The organism is Arthrobacter sp. MP_M4 (assembly GCF_035984855.1).
Taxonomy (GTDB): Bacteria; Actinomycetota; Actinomycetes; order Actinomycetales; family Micrococcaceae; genus Arthrobacter.
Genome location: NZ_JAXCHX010000032.1, coordinates 1 through 17,902 on the forward strand (window position 1 = coordinate 1; position 17,902 = coordinate 17,902).

Sequence of the window (17,902 nt, forward strand, 5' to 3'; positions counted from 1 at the left end):
AGGGTGTGGGAGAGTAGGTCACCGCCGGAACACCATTAAACGGTCGAGAGCCCCTAACCACCAGGTCAGGGGCTCTCCCGCATTTAACCCCCCAACAGCGTATCGGAGCCGCGTTCGGCCAGGGCCGGCCACAACGGAACCTAACGGGGGAACCGCCGGCCGTGGACCAACGCCAGGAACTCAACGGCGAGCCCCCCGCCCACCACGGAGGTCCCGTCCGACAGAATGAAGGGGTGGGTCCGCGGGTAGAGTTGATGCCCATGGACAATCTCTTCAGCCACGCCGCCTCTGACGCTGCCGGCACGCCGGAGCCAGCCGCGGTGGACGGGCTCGACCCCGTCGTCTGCTCGGTCATTGTGCCTGGCGCCGTCGCCCGCGCCTTTGTCGGGTTCACCGAACACACCCACCTCTGGTGGCCGCTGGCGGAGCATGGCATCTTCGGCGCAGGCTCCTACGTGGAGTTCGAGGAGAACCTGATCCTGGAGACTGCCGATGACGGCAGGACGGCCATTTGGGGTTCCATCGATGACTGGCAGCCTCCGCTGTCTTTCCACGCGAGTTGGCACCCCGGTTCCTCTGCTGCCTGGTCCACAGAGCTGCGTGTCGCGTTTCGGTCAGTGGACGCAGGCACGGAGGTCCGCCTCGTCCACAACGGATGGGAGGGGGCCGAGGATCCTGTCGTAGCACGCGCTCACTCGGCCGCCAGCTGGCCGGAGGTTCTGGACCGGTTCGTCCGTTTCATGGGTGCTGCCTGAGGCTCAGGAACGGCCGCAATGATGACACCGCGGGGCCGCCTCAGTGGTGACGCAGCGGCGCCGGGTCCATGGCGGGAACGGCGGTGCTGGAGCGGATGACAAACCGCGTCGGGTACTCGGCGTCGGCGGGCTCGGCGTCGCCTACGCCGTGGAGCCCGGCCAGGAGACGGCGCACCGCCAGCGCGCCCTGGCCGCGGGCGTCCTGGTCAATCGTGGTGAGTCCGAAGACCTCCCCGAGTTCGTGCCCGTCAATGCCGATCACCGACAGGTCCTCGGGCACGCGGAGTCCAAAGTCGCGGGCGGCCAGAATCGTGCCGATGGCCATTTCGTCGGAGGCCGCGAAGACCGCCGTCGGCCGGTCCACTGAGCCGCCGAGCAGCTGCCGGGCGCTGGCAAACGCCCCTTGGATGGTGAAGTCTGCGAAGACCTGCCATTCGGGGCGGATGGTGTGGCCGGCGTCCCTCATGGCCTTTGTGAAACCCGCCTGGCGCGTGCCCGGCAGCCGGAAGTCCTGCTCATAGGCGGCGTCGCCGGTCATATGGGCAATCCTGCTGTGCCCCAGCTGGATTAAGTGGCGGGCCGCGGCCCGGGCAATCCCCGAGTCGTCGATCCGGATGGTCGAGGCTCCGGGCAGCGGGCCGCCGATCCCGACGATGGGCCGGTGGATCGCAAGCAGCTTCTGGATCTCGGCCTCGCTGAGCTCGAGGGACACCGCAATGACCGCATCCACGCGCTTGCGCAGCAGGAAATCATTCAGCACGCTCTGCCGGCGCTCCCGGCCCTCACTGACGTTGTACAGCGTGAGATCGTATCCCGCGTCCAGGAGGCCCGCCGAGACCCCCTCCACCACCGAGGAGAAGAACCAGCGGTGGACAGACGGAACCACGACGCCGACGTTGTGGTTCCGCCCGGAGGCGAGGCTTGAGGCATGGTATGAGAGCACGAACCCGAGTTCGGAGGCGGCAGTCCTGGCGCGTTCCCGGCTGCGGTCCGAGACGTTGCCCTTGCCGCTCAGGGCCCGCGAAACGGTGGCTATGGAGAGGCCAGCGCGTTCCGCGACGTCCTTGATGCCGGGCATGGCTAGCTCTCTCCGTCCTCGAGGGAGATTTCCAGCCATACAGTTTCCCCCGGGCCAAGCGGACGCCGGGAGCCTGGCTGTTCCGATGATTCAGAACCGTCACCCGCGGTATAAGGGGAGCTGCGCAGCAGGATCCTTGCGGCGGGCAGTTCAATGGGCTCCCACCCCGCGTTCAACAGCACCAAGGTGGTGCCGTTCACATACGCCAGGGTGGTGTCCGAGCACCACTCCTCGGCCCAGCTGAGGGAACCGAGTCCGAGTCCGAATTCGCGGCGCGCGGCCAGCATCCGCCGGTAGAGGTTGAGGTGCGACGACGGCGAAGCGGCCTGGGCGTCCCGTGCCAGTTCCGGGAAACTGGCGGGCTGCGGAAGCCAGGGCGCTGCTCCGTTGCCAAAGCCGGCGTTGGGCTCCCCGGCACGCCAGGGCAGCGGAACCCGGCAACCGTCACGTCCCAGCCGTTCGCCGCCGGTCCGGGCGAAGGTCGGGTCCTGCCGCTGGCTGTCCGGTATGTCGATGCCGTCCGGCAGGCCCAGCTCCTCGCCCTGGTACAGGTAGGCGCCGCCGGGCAGGCCGAGCATGAACATGGTGGCCGCCGCTGCCCGCGAGCGGCCGAGCGCCTCATCCGGTTGCGGGTCGGAGCTGCCAATCCCGTCACCGTCACGCGGTGCATGGCCATCGTAGCCAAACCGGGTGGCGTGCCGGACCACGTCATGGTTCGAGAGCACCCAGGTGCTGGGAGCCCCGACGGCGTCCAGCGCCGTCAAGGACTCGGTGATGACACCACGCATGCGGTGGACGTCCAGCCCGGTGTGCAGGTAGGGGAAGTTGAAGGCCTGGTGCATCTCGTCCGGCCGGACCCAGTCGGCCAGGCGGGGGAGCGGATCAACGTTCGCCTCGGCGCAGAGGATGCGGTCGGGCCCGTATTCGGCCAGGATGCGCCGCCACTTGCGGTAGATGTCGTGCAGGGCGGGCTGGCCGAACATCGGTGCGTCGTGGCCGGGGTACCCGTCGCAGCTGTTGCCGTCGGCCCGGCCACCCCATTCGGGGAGACCGGGGGCCTTGACGAGGGCATGGGCCACGTCCACCCGGAAGCCGGAGACGCCGCGGTCCAGCCAGAAGCGCAGGACCCGTTCGAATTCCTCGTGCACGGCGTCGTTGTCCCAGTTGAAGTCCGGCTGGGAAGTGTCGAACAGGTGCAGGTACCACTGGCCGGGGGAGCCGTCAGGCTCGGTGATCCGGGTCCAGGCGGGTCCGCCGAAGTGGGATCCCCAGTTGTTCGGCGGCTCCTCACCGAAGTGCCCGCGGCCGTCGCGGAAGATGAACATGTCCCGTTCGGGGCTGCCGGCCGGTGCGGCCAGGGCGGCCTGGAATGCGACATGCTGGTCAGAGCAGTGGTTCGGGACGAGGTCGACGATCATCCGCAGGCCCAGGCGGGCGGCCTCGGCCATCATGGTGTCGAAGTCCCCCAGTGTGCCGAACAGGGGGTCTACGTCGCAGTAGTCGCTGACGTCGTAGCCGGCGTCGCGCTGCGGGGAGCGGTAGAACGGCGAGAGCCAGACGGCGTCGATGTCCAGTTCGGCCAGCTTCGGAAGTTCAGCCGTGATGCCGGCAAGGTCGCCGACACCGTCCCCATCCAGGTCCCGGAATGAACGCGGATACACCTGGTAGATGACGGCCGAGCGCCACCAGCCGGGGAGGTGGTCTGCGGGGTGGACCGGAGTGAGGGGGCCGGTCAGTATTCCGGCCAGTTCGGCGGGGGCGGTGAGTGCTGAGTCAACGGACATGCCGGTAATAGTAAGTGCCCGCTAGCCGAAATGAAAACGCTTCCAGCCAAATGATGTGGCTTCTATGCGTCCGCCTCGATGGCCTGCGGCATAAATGTGTCGCCGGTTAGCGGCTGAACTGCGGGAACGTTGGTTTCCCAAGGATTTCCGCAGCAATTGGCCGTCGGTGGTGCCGGCACGTCGTGTGACTTTTCAAAGTCATCTTCCCCGTTGGAATTTGGAAGCGCTTGCAGTTGTGAGCTATATCACCAGCGGTGCTCTGCCGGCGCCCCAGCCCGTGTCTGGGTGCTGCCGGTACTCCCCGACCCGCCCCTTAGACTGAAGGCCGGAATCGACGAATCGGAGACCGCATGAGCATCATCGACGAGCTCACCTCTGTCCTGGGACCGGCGAAAGTCGCCCTGGATGACCCCACGCTGGCTGTCTATGCCGTGGATCAGGCACCGGTGCTGAACTACCAGCTGCCGCAGGCCGTGGTCCAGGCCGAATCGATCGAAGACGTCCAGGCCACCGTCCGCGCCTGCGCCGCCCTCGGGGTCCCGCTGGTGGCCCGCGGCGCCGGGACCGGCGTGTCCGGCGGCGCCCACGCCAGCGAGGGCTGCATCGTGCTGAGCCTGGAACGGATGAACCGCATCCTTGACCTCAATCCTGATGACGAGACAGCCGTCGTCGAACCCGGGGTCATTAACGCGGACCTCAACGCCGCTGCCGCGGGCCACGGCCTGATGTATGCCCCGGACCCGGCCAGCTACAGGGTGTCCACCATCGGCGGCAACGTGGCCACCAACGCCGGCGGCCTGCGCTGCGCCAAGTACGGGGTGACCCGGGACTCCGTGCTGGCACTCGACGTCGTGCTGGCGGACGGTTCCCTCATCCACACCGGCCACCAGACGTTCAAGGGCGTCGCCGGCTACGACCTCACCGGGCTGTTCGTCGGCTCCGAGGGGACGCTGGGAATCGTCGTCGGTGTCACCGTCCGGCTCAAGTATCTCCCGCAGGACGTGCACACCATCGCCGCTTTTTACCCGGACTTCCGCACCGCCGCGGCCGGTGTCCTCGCCGTGGGCAAAGCGCGGGTGCAGCCGGCCATCATGGAACTGCTTGACAGCGGCACCCTGGCCCAGGTCGATGAGATGCACGGCTCGGACCTCGCCGCCAGGGGACAGTCCCTGCTGCTGATCCAGACCGACGGGTTCGGTGCAGCGGCCGAGGCGGCCGCAATCCGGCCCGTTCTCGTTGCGGGCGGCGCTGTGGTGACCATGGAAGCCAGCGCGGAGGCAGAGCAGCTTGTGGAACTGCGGCGCAACAGCCGCGGCGTGGAGGTCGACGACGAATACCGCGTGGGCGAGGACGTCGCCGTCCCGCGCTCCCGGCTGGTGGACTACGTCGCCGAACTGGAGGCAATGGCGGCGGCGAACAGGGTGAACCTCAAAGTCGTGGCGCACGCCGGCGACGGGAACCTGCATCCCACCTTTTGGGTGGACCGGGTGGACGGTGCCGTCGACGCCGGCGCCATGGAGCGGCTGGGCGCGGCCCTGGACAAATCCATCACCGTTGCCCTCGCCATGGGCGGCACCATCACGGGTGAGCACGGGATCGGCCAGTTCAAGCTGCGCTGGCTCGGGCTTGAACAGAAGGAACCCGTGCGCGAACTACAGCGCCGGATCAAGGAGCTGTTCGATCCGGCCGGCATCCTGAACCCCGGCAAGGCGATTTAGCGCGGCTGTGCCACAACGGTGCGGCCCGGGATCGACGCGCCGGCCCCGGGCCGGCCGCCCCTGACTGGTGAAGGGTGCGCCGGACGGGTCTGGTCAGTCGTTCGAGTCGGGATATTCGTCGTCGGACTCGTCCGCGCCGTAGCGGGATTCTTCTGTTTCCACCTCAAGGATTTTGAGCAGTTCGGTGTCCGGGTTCAGCATGATGGCCGCCTCGTCCCGGCGGTGGCGGAGCTCGGAGTCGATGTAGGACTGCACGGCCTCGGCCAGCGGAATGTGCCGGTTCTCCTTTTCGGACATGTACCAGCGGTGCTCCAGGATCTCGTGGACTGCCTCCGCCGGTTCCAGTTTCCCGGACAGGTCCCGTGGGATGGAACGGACGATCGGTTCGAAGATCTGGCTAACCCACAAGTGGGCGCTGTATTCCTCATCCATCCCCGGGTTGTTATCCGCGCGGAACGAGTCCATGTCGTTCAGGAGCCGGCGGGCCTGGTTCTCCTGGACGTCCAGGCCGGTCAGGCGCAGCAGCCTGCGCTGGTGGTGGCCCGCATCCACCACCTTGGGCTGGAGCTGGATGGTGGAACCGTTCTGCGTCGTCTTGATCGCGTACTCCTCGACGTCGAACCCCAGTTCGTTGAGTTTGCGGATGCGGGCCGCTACCCGCCAGCGTTCGCCGATCTCAAACGATTCCTTTTCCGTCAGCTCGGTCCACAGCCGCCGGTAGCTGTCCATGATGAGTTCGCTGGTGGCGACAGGGTCCACCTTTTCCTCGATGAGTCCGCCGTCGAGCAGGTCCATCAGTTCCCCGGCAATGTTGACCCGGGCGATCTCCAGGTCGTATTCGCGCTGGCCGGTGGAGAGGTCCGGATACAGCTCGCCTGTTTCGGCGTCCACGAGGTAGGCGGCGAACGCGCCGGCATCGCGCCGGAACAGGGTGTTCGAGAGCGATACGTCGCCCCAGTAGAAGCCGATCAGGTGCAGGCGGACCAGCAGGAGGGCCTGGGCATCGATCAAACGGGTGAGGGTGTCTTTGCGCAGCATCTGGGAGAAGAGGGCGCGGTACGGCATCGAGAACTTCAGGTGCCGGGTGACCAGCACGGGGTTCAGCGGCCGGCCATCGGGGGTGGTGCGGCCGGTGATGACGGCCACCGGCTCCACGCAGGGCACGTCCAGCCGGGCAAGTTTGCGGAGCATGTGGTACTCGTGGCGGGCCACGTGCTCTGAGGTTTCCTTGATGGCGATGACCGAGCCGCCGAGGTGGGCGAACCGCACAATGTGGCGGGAAATGCCGCGCGGGAGAGCGGCAAGGTGTTCCGCGGGCCAGTCCTCGAGGGCGATATGCCACGGCAGGTCCAGGAGTTCGGGCTCGGTGGCGGCAGCGGTAATGCTCAGCGAGCTCGAGGCCATCGAGGCCTTGCTGTCATTGGCGCTGGCGGCTTCAAACCGGGGCAGCTTGCCGATCTGGCCGTAGTCGGTGGGTTCGTCGTGCCACTGGGCACTGTTTTCCTCGGTGCTGGCGTATTCCTCGGTCATGAGCCAATTCTTCCGTACTGGGCGCCGCTGCCCTAACGGACGCCGGCCGCCGGGTTATTCAACGCCTGACGGCGGCCCTCCCATAGGAGGACCGCCGTCAGTTGCGCAGCGTTGCCGTGGCCCACGCCGGCAGGGTTCCTTGGCCGACGCGGTGCAAGGTCATGGGGCCGGTGGGGATTAATCGCCCAGGCGCAGTCCCGTCTTGGTGTCGAACAGGTGCACGTGGCCGGACTGGGGGCGGACGTAGATGGTCTCGCCCTTCATCGGAGGGCGGCGGCCGTCGACGCGTGCCACGATGTCGTGGCTGGTGCCGTCCAGCATGGTGTGCCCGTAAACGTAGGCGTCGGCGCCGAGCTCCTCGACGACGTCGACCTCCACCTGCAGGCCTTCACCCTGAGACACCGTCTCGAGGTCTTCCGGCCGGGAGCCGAGGGTGACCGTCTTGCCGGTGGCCGCTTCGAGGACGTCATGCGGCACGGGGTAGATGGTGCCGCCGAACTGGACGCCGCCGTCGACGACGGGCAGTTCCAGCAGGTTCATCGCGGGGGAGCCGATGAAGCCGGCCACGAAGACGTTCTTCGGCTTGTCGTACAGGTTGCGCGGAGTGTCGACCTGCATCAGCAGGCCATCCTTCAGCACGGCGACGCGGTCGCCCATGGTCATGGCCTCGACCTGGTCGTGGGTCACGTAGACGGTGGTGACGCCCAGGCGGCGGGTCAGGGACGCAATCTGCGTGCGGGTCTGCACGCGGAGCTTGGCGTCAAGGTTGGACAGCGGCTCGTCCATGAGGAAGACCTGCGGGTTGCGCACGATGGCGCGGCCCATGGCCACACGCTGGCGCTGACCGCCGGAAAGGGCCTTCGGCTTGCGGTCCAGGTACGGCTCGAGGTCCAGCAGCTTGGCGGCTTCACGGACACGCTCGGCGCGTTCTTCCTTGCTGACGCCGGCGATCTTCAGGGCAAAGCCCATGTTGTCTGCGACCGTCATGTGCGGGTACAGGGCGTAGTTCTGGAACACCATGGCGATGTCGCGGTCCTTCGGCGGGATGTCGGTGACATCGCGGTCGCCAATGAGGATCCGGCCGGAGTTGACGTCCTCAAGACCTGCAAGCATGCGCAGGGAGGTCGATTTGCCGCAGCCGGAGGGTCCTACGAGGACCAGGAATTCGCCGTCGGCGATTTCAATGTTGAGCTTGTCAACAGCGGGCTTTTCGGTGCCCGGGTACAGACGTGTTGCGTTGTCAAAAGTAACTGTAGCCACAGTTATCAATCCCTTCACCGGCAGGTACGTGCCGGACGATCCGTAGTGAATGGTCTTATTGTTCAATTGTTAATTCAGTTGTTGTTCAGTTCTCAGCACCTGGTCGTGCGCATACTCCCCGGCCGAAGCCGGGAGTATCCAATGATGCCGCACGGTACTTGTGCGCCACATCACAACAAGAGTATGTCAGATGTTTGGTAAACGGGGCGAAATGTTGGCGATTTCACACGTGATTGGGCTTACGTTGGGCCCGCAGTGCCGCGAACACTCACATGCCCAGGGCACGCTTCCGTTCCCTCAGCAGGGCTTCCAGCAGCTCGGAGACATGGGCCGGGGCTTCGATCCGGAACTGCGCCTGGGTGAAGTCCAGGCCCACTTTCACGCCAAGGTCCCCGGGCAGCAGGCTGGCCAAGGCGTCCTCGTCCGTGGTGTCGTCACCGGCGAAAACCGTGGCCGTCGCACCGGTCGCCTGGCGCAGGAAGGTCACACCCTCCCCCTTGGACGCGTGGATCACCGAGGTCTCCAGCACGCGGTTGCCGGCCTTGAGGAAAACGCCGGACTTGTCCTGCAGGACGGCCCGGGCTGCGGCGACGGCGTCCTCCGCGACGTCGTCCTCGGCCAGGCGGGTATGGAGGACGACGCCGGCCGGCTTGTCCTCCAGCAGTGTGCCCGGAGCTACCTCGATGATCCCCTCCAGCTCGTGCCGGACCTCGGCGAGCAGCGCCCGGCGGGCGTCATCGAGTTCCAGTTTAGAGGAGCCGGGGCCCAGCCAGGCTTCAGCGCCGTGGCTTCCGATCAGCAGGGTCTTCTCCGGGGGAAAGGCGACCGCCCGCAGGCTGTCCAGCGCCCGCCCGGAGATGAGGGCCGTCGTCGTCCGCGGAAGGCCGGCAAGCGCGGCAAAGGCTGCGGCGGAGCGGGGGAGGGCGCGGGCGTCGCCGGCGTGGTCCACGAGCGGTGCCATCGTGCCGTCAAAATCCATCGCTACCAGTAGGTGTTCGGTGCCGGCGACGCGGCGCAGCGCCTCCAGCAGCTCCGGGGAGAGCGAGAGTGGCGTCTGCCCGGGGGAGGGGTCAGGAGTCATCGCGGATTACCTTCTCTTCGAGGGCGCTCAGGAAGTCCGAGGACCAGAGGTCGACGTCGTGATCGAGGATCTGTTTGCGCATCGCACGCATCCGGCGCCCCGCCTCGGCCGGCTGCATGTTGACGGCCCGCATGATGGTGTCCTTGAGGCCGTCGATGTCGTGCGGGTTCATCAGCAGCGCCTGCTTGAGCTGGTCTGCGGCACCGGCAAACTCGCTGAGCACCAGGGCGCCGTCGTTGTTGGTGCGGGCCGTGACGTATTCCTTGGCCACGAGGTTCATGCCGTCCCGCAAGGCGGTGACGAGCATGACGTCCGCTGCCAGGTACAGCGCCACCATCTCCTCGACGGGGTAGCTGTGGTTCAGGTAGCGCACGGCGGTGTTCTGCATGGTGTCGTAGGTGCCGTTGATGTGGCCCACCGTGCCCTCCACTTCTTCGCGGAGGAGGCGGTACTGCTCCACCCGTTCCCGGCTGGGACTGGCGACCTGGATGAGGGCGGCATCTTCCACGGTGACCTTGCCGTCGGCCAGGAGTTCCTCGTAGGCCTTGAGCCGGTGCCGGATGCCCTTGGTGTAGTCAAGCCGGTCGACGCCGAGCAGGATGGTCTTCGGGTTTCCGAGGTCCCGGCGGATCTGCCGGGAGCGTTCGACGATCTCGGGGTTCTGTGCGAGCTCGCTGATCTGCTTGACATCGATGGAAATGGGGAAGGCCTGGGCGCGGGCGATATGGGTGGGTTTTCCGTCGGTGCCCTTGACGTGGATTTGCTGCTGCTTGACGCTGGCGCCGAGGAAACGGCGAGCGGAGCGCATGAAGTTGCCGGCGTCGCTGGGGCGCTGGAAGCCGACCAGGTCAGCGCCCAGCAGTCCGTCGATGATGGCCCGGCGCCACGGCAGCTGGGCGAAGATCTCCGGCGGCGGAAAGGGAATGTGGTTGAAGAAGCCGATTTTAAGGTCCGGACGCGCCTCGCGGAGCATCTTCGGAACGAGCTGGAGCTGGTAATCCTGGACCCACACCGTGGCGCCGGGGCCGGCGTGGTGGATGACGGCGTCCGCGAACCGGCGGTTGACCTTGCGGTAGGAGTCCCACCACGTCCGGTGGAACTCCGGCGGAGCAATCACGTCGTGGTAGAGCGGCCAGAGCGTGGCGTTGGAGAAGCCCTCGTAGTAGAACTCGATGTCCTGGGTGCTCAGCTGGACCGGCACGAGGTCGATGCCGCCGTGGCTGAATGGCTGGAGCTGCTCGTCCGGGGCGCCATGCCAGCCCACCCACGCGCCGTCGGTCTTGGTCATCATCGGCGCAAGGGCAGTGACCAGGCCGCCGGGGGAGCGGCGCCAGCCGCCTTCGCAGCCGGGCTCTTCCGGGTCACAGCGGTCGACCGGCATGCGGTTGGAAACCACCATGAAGTCATATTGCGCGTCCGGATCGGTGTTGCTCGCGCCCTCGGACTTCGGATCCGTTTCGGCCTGTTTGGCTGCCTGCATTGGTGCCCCCTGGGGTTCGCTCATGGCTTTTATCCACCCTAGCCGCGCGGAATCTTCTGGGCTATTCGTCCGTTAGTAGGCGGGGAGGAAAGTTGAAAGCGCAAGTTCCCAGTTTTCTCCCCTAAAATGATGAACTGCCACCGAAGTGGATGTCACCGGCCGATCGACCCGAGGAACCAATGAGCCCCGCTAACGACCCCCGTCAGTCCAAGTCAGAGCGAACTGCCGCGGCCCGCGAGAAAGCCCGTGAAATCCGTGAGGCGCAGCTGAAGAAGGAGAAGCGCAACAAGCTGCTGATTGGTTGGGGCATCGTTGCGGCCGTCGTGGCCATCATTGTGGTGGTGGCGCTGGTGGTGACCTCCAACATTCAAAAAAACGCCCCGGTCGCGGAGGAGGGTCCAACACCAGCCAACGGCAACATCTACGGCGGCGTGACCCTCCTGGCGAACTCCGAGGTGGCCAAGACCGAGCCCGGCACAGTCAGGATCGCCGACCTGTCCGCTCCGGCGGAAACCCCGCCGGCTGAGATTACCGCCCCCGGCGCAGAAGCCGAGGCCGGCAAGCCGGTCAAGGTGGTCCTCTTCATCGACTTCATCTGCCCGGTCTGCAAGAACTTTGAGACCCAGTACAACGAGACCCTCACGAACCTCCGCAACGAAGGCAAGATCACCGTGGAATACCGTCCGCTGGGCTTCCTTGACACCCGCTCCACCACCAATTACTCCTCCCGGGCAGCCAACGCGGCGGCCTGCGTCGTGAACGAGTCGCCGGAGAAGTACGCCGACTTCGTCAACATGCTTTTCGAGAAGCAGCCTGCTGAAGGCAGCGCCGGCATCTCCGATGCGGATCTGAAGAAGATGGCAACCGACGCCGGGGCCAAGAGCATCGACACCTGCGTGGAAGCTAAGACGTACCGCCCGTGGGTCAAATACGCCACCCAGCAGGCCGCATCCATCGGTGTGACCGGAACGCCGACGGTCCTGGTCGAAGGCAAGCAGTGGGGCAAGGGCGACAGTGCCCAGACCCCGTTCGATCAGTTCCTGCAGGCCGCGATCGACGCCAAGAAGTAACCGGGAACCCTGCCGGCAAACAACAGGCCCGGTTCCGGATCCTTCCGGAGCCGGGCCTGTTTTTATCCCCGGGCCGATCGTGGGCTAACCTTATCTAGCGCACTTGCGCCAGGCCCGCGAGGCCCGGCGCGGGCCTGGCGCAGGAATGCCTCCTTAGCTCAGTTGGCCAGAGCACCGCTCTTGTAAAGCGGGGGTCGTCGGTTCGAATCCGACAGGGGGCCCTTCGAACCCCTCCTTTCCGGTGATTTTGCCCGGAACGGAGGGGTTTTTTATGCCTAAAAAGTGGGCACGACACGCTTACGACACGCTTTCAGGAAGACGGGACACCCCCGTCGGCTCTCGGGCCGCATAGGAAAGCCATGCAGACAGGCAGAAAGACCTTGGGACCGGCAACGGACCAAGGCAAGGCAGTGCAGCTCCTGACCACCGAGGAAGTGGCCGTGTGGCTGCAGGTGGCTCCCAAGACCCTCCGCAACTGGCGCTCCGCCGGTATCGGGCCGACGGCTCTGAAGCTCTATAGCGTCGTCCGCTACGACCGAGCCGCCGTTGAGGCTTGGATCGGTAAGACTTCGAAGGCTGCGGCCTGATGGGGCGCTCAAGCCTGCCGGTTGGCGCCTGGGGAACGGTCAGCGCCAAGAAGGACGAGGCAACGGGAAAATGGCGGGCCAGCTGTCGGTTCCGCGGCTGGGACGGTGTCACGCGGACCTACAGCAAGTTCGGGTCGACCAAGGGCAAGGCAGAGACAGCCCTGCTGGCGTCCATGAAAGAGCACCAGCAGCGTGCTGGACGAGTAGCGGCGAACTCCTCGCTGAACGTCGTCGCCGAGAAGTTTCTCGCCAGTATCGAGGTTCCCAAGGTCGTCGTTGACGACAACGGGAACATGGTCGCGACTGGCAGCACGGGCGGGATCCGGCGCCAGACGTGGGACCAGTACGAAGGGCTCATCTACCGACTCATCGAGCCCGCGCTCGGCGCGTTGAAGATCAATGAAATCAGCACCTCCACCTGTGACAGCTTCTTGCGGTCGCTGGTCGTGGGAGGGAAGGGGCACACGAATGCGCGGCTGGCAAAAACGGTGCTTCAGCAGATCATGTCCTACGCCATCAGGCACGACTTGTACGTAGGCGGCAATCCGGTACGTGAGGTCGATCGGCTCAACAGGCCGCGGAAGAGGCCCGTTAGCTTGAGCGCGGCTACCCTGCACGATGTTCGCGAGGCTGTCCGGATTTGGCGGACAGAACCCGGCCAATTCGGTCCCCGCCCGAGCAACGTACTGGCAGACGTCGTTGACGTTCTGATCGGCACCGGGGCGCGCATCGGGGAGGTTCTGGCAATCCGTTTGGAAGACATCGACCTGTCAGGCGACGTCGGAAAGATCGCACTCACCGGAACGCTGGTGGAGCCTCGTCACGGCCCCAAGTACCGCCAGAGCTTCCTCAAGAGCCGCGGCAGCGAGCGGGTCATCCCAGTGCCTCGGTTTGTCGTCGACGTACTCATCCGCCGAAGCCTCGAATCCCCGCAAAACAACAAAGCGGGGGCCCTCTTCTGGTCCAGGACCGGCACCTACGTTCAGGCGTCAAGCGTACGGAGGCAGCTGCGTTCCGCGCTGACCGCCTCCAAGATGGAGAACACGGCAGTCATCACTCCGCACGCCTTTCGGCGAACGGTTGCGTCCCTTCTCGCCAGGGAGCTGACCGACGGGGCCGCTGCCGCCATGCTAGGTCACGCCGACGTCTCCATGACCCACGCCGCCTACATCGAGAGGCTGAGGGACGTGGCGGACTACACCACGGTTTTGGACCGGCTCGCACCCAAAGCCGAATCCGAGCCGGTTGAACAAGTTCCTGCAGACATCGGCTGAATCCACTCAGACTCGACGAGAGGAATGCCGACCTCTTCGATGTGATCCGTCCGCGCTGAGATTAGCGACGGATCGCATCGAAGAGGTCAGGAGTTCGGACTCCTTGGCCCCACCCAAAGTCCGTTACGGGAACAAACGACGTCCAGGCTCGCGGTCGTTGAGCTTGACGAAGGGTCCGGCGAGCGTCGTTCATTCGTTGTCGGACCCCTATGAGAGGATCGGGGCGTGATTGAGAGCGACGTGCCTTCCCGCCACAAGTGGCTACCGTCGGCACTCCCTGTGCTCTTCGGTGCAGAGCCGGTGGTGTCAGACCCGTGGCCGTCGATCCGGAAAGCCGTGGCAGCCTTCGCCACTCAAGCTGGGGCCATCCGCGATCAGGCACTGCTCGACGAGGCCGAGCTCGATGGTATCGACTCCGACTTAACCAGTGCCCACAGCGGGTCATGGGCAGCCTGGCAAGAAGCAACCGACGATTTCAACGCGCCGATGCGCGTTGTCCTGATGGGGCGGACGATGGCCGGCAAGTCATCGCTCCTGTCGGCGCTGTCTGGCTCACATTTCGACAGGATCGGAGACGGTAGTCAACGATTTTCACGCGATGTCTTCGTTGCGACCCCGCGGGCGTCCGACCGCATCGAGGTCGTCGACACGCCCGGCGTCGGCGCACGCGATGGAGCCGAAGACTTCGATTTGGCGTTCAGCGCTGCGTATGACGCGGATCTCATCTTGTGGGTCGCGAGTAGCGACTCAATCCAGGAAGAGACAGCGCGTGCGCTTCGCCTCCTCGGTGTCATCGGGAAGCCGATCATCGTCGTTCTCAACTGTCGCCAGTCCCTCAAAGGTGTCGGCCGGCTGAACCTGCTGAAGTTCCCTGAGCGCGTTTTCGGACACCGCGAGGGACTGGTCGATGATCTTAGGCGTCACATGGCAGCAGTCGCCGTCGAGCCTCTCGACGTGGTCTACATGCACGCGCTCGCTGCGACCGAATCGTTGGCACACGGTGGTGAGATCGACGTTGAGCTCCACGAGGCGAGCCGCATCGATGACCTCACCGATGCCCTGAACCGCGAGTACGTCACTCACTGCGAAAGCCGTCGAGCGCTGAGGGTGGTCGACGGACAGCGCCGAAAGGTCGACAGCCTCATGCTTTCGTTGGCGCAGGGATCGACCACCCGCCGAGCGCAGGCAGACCACAATAGGAAACTGAACGAGGACATTCAGGCGCGGCTGGCCCGCGTTGTTCGCTTAGCACGCGAAGGCATGGTCTCCGACATCGCAATCGCTGTCGGACGACGCCGTGACTTGCATCTCTCGTTGACAGACTTTGGAAAGTTGCTCCAGCAAGCTTGGAAGAGGGAAATCGATGCGTTGCAGGCGGAGCTGAACGAGACGCTGGACGCCAGGTTCTCGCAGTTGAGGGCTGATGTGGAATCGACGCTCACCGAGGCAGACGCCGAGTGGGCCCGTGTTTCGCCTGACCAGTTCGCCTTGCGGGATCTCACCGGATTCGACTCGGTGCTCGGGAACCGTTTGGCGCGGGCGGGAATCGCGGCAGTAAGTGTTGGTGCCGCCTTAGCCGGTGTCAAATTGGGTGCTGTGATCGGGTTGAATCTCGGGTTGGCGTCCGGCCCCGGAGCGATCGTCACGACCATCGTCGGTGGCATCGTAGGAGCAGGCGTCGGCGCGGCACTGAATCCCCTCAAGGGACTCGTTGACAGCTGGGTCTTGGGCCAAGACGGTGTGTTGCGGAAACGACGTGACGAGGTGGCTGGGCAGATCGGGCCACTTCTCGACGAGCTCAAGGGCAATTTCGAACGGATCGTCGACGAGCGACTCGACGTGCTCCGTGGCCGCCTTGCCAGTGCGCGCGCTCAAAGCGAAGACCGCTCGGCAGGACTCGAGTGGTTGGCGGACCGGTCGACTCAGCACAGCAAGGGCTTGCATGCGCTGATTCGAGAGTTGGACAAGGAGACGACGTCAGCCTTGCTTCGAATCTCGGGCCGGGAACGGCTGGCACGATCCCTGAAGCGGGCGACACGGGTGCCTGGGGTCTGCATCCTCGCCGAGTTCAAGGACGCTGCGTTCTCGGAGGCATGGCTGTACCCGCCAGACGTCGGGGAGAGACTGGCCGGCGGAAGGGCCCGCGACGCTGGCGGCGAGGCGGCGGGTTCGCTCTCCTACGCACTCGGCCTTGTCGACGCGCCAGCGCGCCTATCGAGGGCAGACGCAGCCTCCGCCACCGTCTGCGTGAACGATGATCTCCCCGCAGCCATCACGGAGACATGGTCTTACGCGTTGACGTCCCACATCGGCAGAAACATCCGCATCGAGAGCACCAGAAGGAGATCGGGGTTATGAGCGTGAACCTTTTTAAAGAATCGTCCGCCGCTACCAGGGAGCTGGGCAAGGAGCTTCGCGGCATTCTCGGCGAACTCGATCCTGCGGTCGCGCAACCCCTGCTCGACCGTCTGTCGGTCGACTCCCACTCAACTCCACTGCTGGTGTTCACCGGGCAGTACAGCAGCGGCAAGTCGACTCTCATCAAGGCGCTCACCGACGGCGCCGCCAGCGTCGTGATCGGATCGGGTGTGACCACCGACGCCGTGGAAGAGTTCGACTGGGAGGGCGACGTCCGCCTTGTAGACACCCCAGGCGTGCATGCAGGCCGCCCGCACCACGACGACCTAGCCGAAAAGGCACTCCAAAAGGCCGATCTCGTGCTATTTGCAGTAACGGTCGAGCTCTTCGACGATGTGCTCACTGACCGTCTCCGAGACGTTCTCGGCCGACTCGGCAAGTCCCAACAGACACTGATTGTCGTCACTAAGGCAGGAACGATGGAGGCCGACGAAGGTGTGCGCGATAAAGCAATCAAGGAAGCCCTCGGCCCGTTCGAACAGATTCCATGGGTTGAGTGTGACGGCCAGTATTACCTCGACGGCCTTGACCTTGCGGCTTCTGATCCCACCGCCTCGAACGCCTTTATTGAGGCGTCGGGTTTGGGCAGTGTCGCAACTCTCATCAACCGCTTCGCTAGCCAACAGGGAGAGCTGGGCAAGCTGAGTCAGCCGCTGCAGCTCATCGGCGCGCTTGCCTTCGAAGCATCTGCCGACCTCACAGATGACCCCAATGAACAGGCCGCGCTCACCGTTCTTGCCAGACAACGTTCGGCGCTTTCCAAGAAGCGGATCCATCTCGATAATCTGCTCGAAGCGCGCGCAGCCCAGTTCCGAGCGCATGCCGTGCGCGCCGCCACGCAGTTCGCCGACAGTATCGAACGCGACGAACAGAGCGGGGCCGAGGGCGCCCTCGACGAGGCCGCGGACGGGCACATGACAGCACTCAACGACGACCTCCGGGCTGCCTTGGATCGGTTTGAGGATGAAGTACGTCAGGTGCTCGAAGTCCAGTTTGACGACCTCGCCTCCGAAGTCCTGGAGATCGAAGCCTCTCCCTACGGCCGCACCTCGGTCCGACTCGGTGACCGGGAAGCCAGCGGCTTCGAAGCGCGGCACGTGGAGGTTCGGCCAGGGGGTTCTCCGCTTCCCCCTCCGGCAAGCTGGGCAGGCGACCTGTCGAAGTACCTCAAGCAGTTCCACGAATTCTGGGGTGCGGGTAGCGGTACGAAGGCAGCCGCAGGCAGCACAGGGCACAAGGTTGTGCTGACAGTCGGTAAGGCATTCGGTAAGAAGTTCAAGCCCTGGGAAGCGGTCCGGACCGCTAACAAGATCGGAAAAGTTGCGAAGGTCGGCGGGGTCGCAATCTCAATCGGACTGGAGGCGTACGGAGTAGTTGCCGAGGAGCGGTCGGCCGTCAAAGAAGAGCAGGCACGGGCAGAGCGTCGCCGCAGCATTATCCACGAGGTATTGGCCCAAGCAGACGGCATTGTGGTTGCTGCGCTCCGCGCGGTCGGTTCCAACTTGAAGGACACTTTCGGCCCGGAGTTCCGGCGCATCGACGCGATGGCTGACGAGATCGATGGGGCACGCGCAACGCGATCCGGTCTGCTAGATCGGCTTATCTCCGTCCGACAGCGGGCAGAGACCGCGTTGGCCGCGCTGTCCATCTCGCACGGCACCCTGTCAGCTGGATCGGCAGCAGGTCTAAGCCCGCCAATAGTCGGCTAGATTCTCAGCCGAGGCCATCAGCGGCCAGCTGCGTCCAACAGCTCCGAGAGCGCGTTTTCGCAGTTCGGGCCAGCTTGCGGACCTACTCCGAGTCGACCAACGACAGCCAGCAATGGGCCTTGAGCAGCAGGTCGAAGTCGGAGAGGCAGAAGCAGCCC

At 65.1% G+C, this 17,902-nt stretch carries 13 protein-coding genes and 1 tRNA gene; 8 read left to right on the plus strand and 6 right to left on the minus strand.

Features of this window, described 5'->3' with window-relative positions:
- Positions 1 to 260: 260 nt before the first annotated feature.
- A complete protein-coding gene (locus RCH15_RS17300; protein WP_326961888.1) occupies positions 261 to 755 on the plus strand; it encodes an SRPBCC domain-containing protein in 495 nt (164 codons plus the stop codon).
- 40 nt (positions 756 to 795) lie between these two features.
- Here RCH15_RS17300 and RCH15_RS17305 read toward each other — a convergent pair whose 3' ends face one another.
- Both RCH15_RS17305 and RCH15_RS17310 read right to left on the minus strand, forming a co-directional pair.
- On the minus strand, positions 796 to 1,833 hold the full coding sequence (locus RCH15_RS17305) for a LacI family DNA-binding transcriptional regulator (protein ID WP_326961889.1): 1,038 nt from the start codon (positions 1,831 to 1,833) through the stop codon (positions 796 to 798).
- Between the two features lie 2 nt (positions 1,834 to 1,835).
- On the minus strand, positions 1,836 to 3,617 hold the full coding sequence (locus RCH15_RS17310; protein WP_326961890.1) for a glycoside hydrolase family 13 protein: 1,782 nt from the start codon (positions 3,615 to 3,617) through the stop codon (positions 1,836 to 1,838).
- Positions 3,618 to 3,967: 350 nt separating this feature from the next.
- Between RCH15_RS17310 and RCH15_RS17315 the strand changes: the two genes are divergently transcribed.
- Positions 3,968 to 5,335, plus strand: a complete 1,368-nt coding sequence (locus RCH15_RS17315; protein WP_326961891.1) for an FAD-binding oxidoreductase — start codon at positions 3,968 to 3,970, stop codon at positions 5,333 to 5,335.
- A 93-nt stretch (positions 5,336 to 5,428) separates the two neighbouring features.
- Here RCH15_RS17315 and RCH15_RS17320 read toward each other — a convergent pair whose 3' ends face one another.
- From RCH15_RS17320 to RCH15_RS17335, 4 genes are all read right to left on the minus strand, one after another.
- Positions 5,429 to 6,865 (minus strand): DUF4032 domain-containing protein, encoded by a 1,437-nt coding sequence (locus RCH15_RS17320; RefSeq protein WP_326961892.1) that lies wholly within the window; start codon positions 6,863 to 6,865, stop codon positions 5,429 to 5,431.
- Positions 6,866 to 7,042: 177 nt separating this feature from the next.
- Positions 7,043 to 8,125, minus strand: coding sequence for an ABC transporter ATP-binding protein (locus tag RCH15_RS17325; protein ID WP_326961893.1), 1,083 nt, complete (start codon positions 8,123 to 8,125; stop codon positions 7,043 to 7,045).
- 268 nt (positions 8,126 to 8,393) lie between these two features.
- Positions 8,394 to 9,206, minus strand: a complete 813-nt coding sequence (otsB, locus tag RCH15_RS17330; RefSeq protein ID WP_326961894.1) for a trehalose-phosphatase — start codon at positions 9,204 to 9,206, stop codon at positions 8,394 to 8,396.
- Positions 9,196 to 10,605 carry an alpha,alpha-trehalose-phosphate synthase (UDP-forming) gene (locus RCH15_RS17335; RefSeq protein ID WP_326961905.1) on the minus strand — a complete coding sequence of 470 codons (1,410 nt, stop codon included), beginning with the start codon at positions 10,603 to 10,605 and terminating at the stop codon, positions 9,196 to 9,198. Before RCH15_RS17335 ends, otsB begins: the two co-directional genes overlap by 11 nt.
- 260 nt (positions 10,606 to 10,865) lie before the next feature.
- On the opposite strand from RCH15_RS17335, the gene RCH15_RS17340 reads away from it, so the two are divergent.
- The 6 genes from RCH15_RS17340 (at position 10,866) to RCH15_RS17365 (ending at position 17,744) form a co-directional block, all read left to right on the plus strand.
- Positions 10,866 to 11,756, plus strand: coding sequence for a DsbA family protein (locus RCH15_RS17340; RefSeq protein WP_326961895.1), 891 nt, complete (start codon positions 10,866 to 10,868; stop codon positions 11,754 to 11,756).
- A gap of 147 nt (positions 11,757 to 11,903) precedes the next feature.
- Positions 11,904 to 11,977, plus strand: a tRNA-Thr gene (locus tag RCH15_RS17345).
- A 138-nt stretch (positions 11,978 to 12,115) separates the two neighbouring features.
- Complete coding sequence (locus tag RCH15_RS17350) at positions 12,116 to 12,343, plus strand: helix-turn-helix transcriptional regulator (RefSeq protein ID WP_326961896.1); 228 nt, start codon at positions 12,116 to 12,118, stop codon at positions 12,341 to 12,343.
- Positions 12,343 to 13,617: a tyrosine-type recombinase/integrase gene (locus RCH15_RS17355; protein WP_326961897.1), complete on the plus strand. Its 1,275-nt coding sequence runs from the start codon at positions 12,343 to 12,345 to the stop codon at positions 13,615 to 13,617. Before RCH15_RS17350 ends, RCH15_RS17355 begins: the two co-directional genes overlap by 1 nt.
- 225 nt (positions 13,618 to 13,842) lie before the next feature.
- Entirely contained in the window at positions 13,843 to 15,975 is a 2,133-nt protein-coding gene (locus tag RCH15_RS17360) for a GTPase (RefSeq protein WP_326961898.1), read from the plus strand.
- The gene (locus RCH15_RS17365; RefSeq protein ID WP_326961899.1) at positions 15,972 to 17,744 is read left to right on the plus strand and encodes a GTPase; all 1,773 of its coding nucleotides are present in this window, start codon (positions 15,972 to 15,974) and stop codon (positions 17,742 to 17,744) included. The genes RCH15_RS17360 and RCH15_RS17365 overlap by 4 nt, the downstream gene beginning before the upstream one ends.
- The last annotated feature ends 158 nt before the right edge of the window (positions 17,745 to 17,902 follow it).